This is a genomic window from Candidatus Propionivibrio aalborgensis, assembly GCF_900089945.1.
Lineage (GTDB): Bacteria > Pseudomonadota > Gammaproteobacteria > Burkholderiales > Rhodocyclaceae > Propionivibrio > Propionivibrio aalborgensis.
Map to the genome: position 1 here is coordinate 1 of NZ_FLQY01000279.1, position 3,051 is coordinate 3,051.

The window sequence follows — 3,051 nt, forward strand, 5'->3', positions numbered from 1 at the left end:
GATGGACCCACGCTACCTGTCTACCCTCGCCTTTTCGGCGCCGAGCGACGAAGAACGCGAGCGTCCCTATATGTGGCGATACTGGCGAGCCCTGCCACCCAAGGGGCGCGCGGGCATATTTGCCGGGTCTTGGTACTCGGATCCGATCCGGGATCGAATCCTGGATCAGCTCGACAAAGGTGACCTCGATCAGCGAATGGATCAGATCAATCGTTTCGAGGCGATGCTGGTCAATGAAGGTGCTCTGGTGCTCAAGTTCTGGTTTCACCTTTCCAAGGATGGTCAGCACCAGCGGTTGAAGGCGCTCGAGAAAGACCCGCGAACGGCCTGGCGAGTGACCAAGGAAAGCTGGACGCGCCTTAAAACCTACGACAAGTTGCAGGAAGAGGCCAGCCATGTGCTGCGCATGACCAATACGCCATGGGCGCCCTGGATCGTCATTGAGGGCACAGATGACCGCTATCGTTCCTTGACCGTCGGCAAGGTGGTCCTTGACGCTTTGCAAAAACGTCTGGCCGACAAGCGTGATCAGAACTTCCCGGTGGCCCCGCCACTAGCCCCGAAAATCGATACCCTCGACGTGCTGACCGCGCTGGACCTGACGCAGCAATTGGAGCGCAAGGCCTACAAAGAGCAGCTGGCCAAGTGGCAGGGAAGACTATCTGAATTGGTACGTCATCCCGGATTCAAAATGCACTCGTTGATCATCGCTTTCGAGGGTTCGGATGCTGCTGGCAAGGGTGGCAGTATCCGGCGCATCATCGCGGCAATTGATGCGCGCCAGTATCAGATTATTCCGGTGGCCGCACCGACCGAGGAGGAACGCGCACAGCCTTACATGTGGCGTTTCTGGCGGCATATACCACGCACCGGCCGCGTGGCGATTTTTGACCGGACCTGGTACGGCCGGGTGCTGGTTGAGCGCGTCGAAGGATTCTGCGCAGAAGCGGACTGGTTGCGTGCCTACACGGAGATCAATGACTTTGAGCATGAGTTGCAAAAGGATGGTGCGATTGTCATCAAGTTCTGGCTGCAAATCAGCGACAAGGAACAGCTCAGACGCTTCAAGGAGCGTGAGAATATCGAGTTCAAGCGTTTCAAGATTACCGAAGAAGACTGGCGCAACCGTGAAAAAAGCGAGGCCTACCATACTGCCGTTTGCGATATGGTTGACCGGACAAGTACCAGTACGGCGCCGTGGACGCTGATCGAGGCGAACGATAAAAGTTTCGCCCGGGTCAAGATTCTGCGAACCATTTGTGAGCGTCTGGAAGCCGCTTTGAACATCGAGAAATCAAAAGAAAAATCCAAGGATAAATAACAACATGCATGATGAACTGAGTTCCGCCCACTTCGTATCGCTGTTCAGGTCGGTTGCTCCCTATGTAAATTTGTTTCGCGGCAAAACCTTTGTTATTGCCTTTGGTGGCAAGGCGATTTCCGGGCCGCTGGCTCGAACATTGGCCTATGACGTGAATCTGCTTGCTGCCTTGGGCGTGCGGTTGTTGCTGGTGCATGGCGCCCGCCCGCAGATTGAGGAGGAGTTGATCGAGAAGGGAATACGGTCGGTCACCCATTTAGGCTATCGCGTCACGGATGCGGCGACCCTTGAATGCGTGATTGACGCGGTGGGCAGTGTCTACCTGGAAATTGACGCGTTGCTATCTCAGGGCTTGCCCGATACGCCGATGGCCAACAGCAGGATTCGCGTCATTGCCGGTAATTTCATTACAGCCAAACCGCTCGGCGTGCTTGACGGTGTGGACATGCAGTATGCCGGAAGCGTTCGAAAGATCGATGCCGAGGGGATTCGCGCCCAACTGGGTATCGGCAATATCGTGATTCTTTCGTGCCTCGGCGCCAGCCCCACGGGCGAAATATTCAATCTCGCCATGGAGGAAGTGGCTGAGTCCGCAGCAAAAGCCATCGCCGCAGACAAGCTTATCTTCTTGACCGATAGTCAGGGCGTGACCGACAGTGACGGAAAGCTGCTCGACGAGTTGACCGCCGACTCGGCGGAGCGCCTGATCGCGATTGGTGACTGGCTGTCTCCGGATATCAAGCGATATCTGCCCTGTGCAGTACGCACCAGTCGCTCCGGCGTCGGTCGTGTTCATCTGATCAACTACAATGAGGACGGCACGCTGTTACGCGAACTCTTCTCGCGCGACGGGGTGGGTACTATCATTACCCGCGAGTCTCTCGAAATTCTCCGCGACGCGCGTCCGGACGACATCAGTGGTCTTGTCGCGCTGATCGAACCTCTGGAGGAGATCGGCGCACTCGTTCGTCGTTCGCGTGAGCTTCTCGAACGTGAAATCACCCGTTTCTCGGTGGTGGAACACGACGGGTTGATTGTGGGTTGTGCCGCGCTATATCCATACGGCGACGATCAGGCTGAACTGGCCTGCGTGGCTGTACATCCCCACTATCGTCGCTGGGGTTATGGCAATCAACTGATCAAACGCATCGAAACGCGCGCCAGGGCTGTGGGGATCAAGCGCTTGTTCGTACTGACTACGGTGACATCGCACTGGTTCAAGGAAAGAGGCTTTGCCGAGCAGTCGGTCGATCAGTTGCCGGCAGAGAAGCAGCTTGTCTATAATTTGCAACGCCGCTCCAAGGTATTCGTCAAGCCGGTCTAGGCCATTGCCGTCAGCGTGCGCAGTATAATCAGGGCTTCTTTTAGCGATGTGCGTTCATCGCATTACGGAGTCAATCTCATGGCAAGAATGGTTACCTGTATCAAACTCGGTCGTGAGGCCGAAGCGCTTGATTTTCCGCCTTATCCGGGGGAACTTGGCAAGCGGATTTACGAGGAAGTGTCCAAGGAAGCCTGGCAGCAGTGGATACGTATGCAGACGATGATCATCAACGAGAATCGTCTGAACTTGGCTGATGCCGCACATCGAAAGTACCTGGCCGAGCAGATTGAGAAGCACTTTTTCGGAAGTGGTGTTGATCAGGTGCAAGGCTACGTCCCGCCAAATTCCTGATTCAGATACCGTAACCAGTCAAGCGCTTTCTCGGACGCTACGACTGGTTCAGGCA

At 55.8% G+C, this 3,051-nt stretch carries 3 protein-coding genes; all 3 read left to right on the plus strand.

Annotation, left to right across the window (positions count from 1 at the left end; genetic code table 11):
- Positions 1-1,321: polyphosphate:AMP phosphotransferase (gene pap / locus PROAA_RS12945; RefSeq protein WP_186411740.1), on the plus strand; the 1,321-nt coding region annotated here is incomplete at its 5' end.
- Between the two features lie 4 nt (positions 1,322-1,325).
- Entirely contained in the window at positions 1,326-2,645 is a 1,320-nt protein-coding gene (argA, locus tag PROAA_RS12950; protein WP_186411741.1) for an amino-acid N-acetyltransferase, read from the plus strand.
- A gap of 78 nt (positions 2,646-2,723) precedes the next feature.
- Complete coding sequence (locus PROAA_RS12955) at positions 2,724-2,996, plus strand: oxidative damage protection protein (RefSeq protein ID WP_186411742.1); 273 nt, start codon at positions 2,724-2,726, stop codon at positions 2,994-2,996.
- Positions 2,997-3,051: the final 55 nt, after the last annotated feature.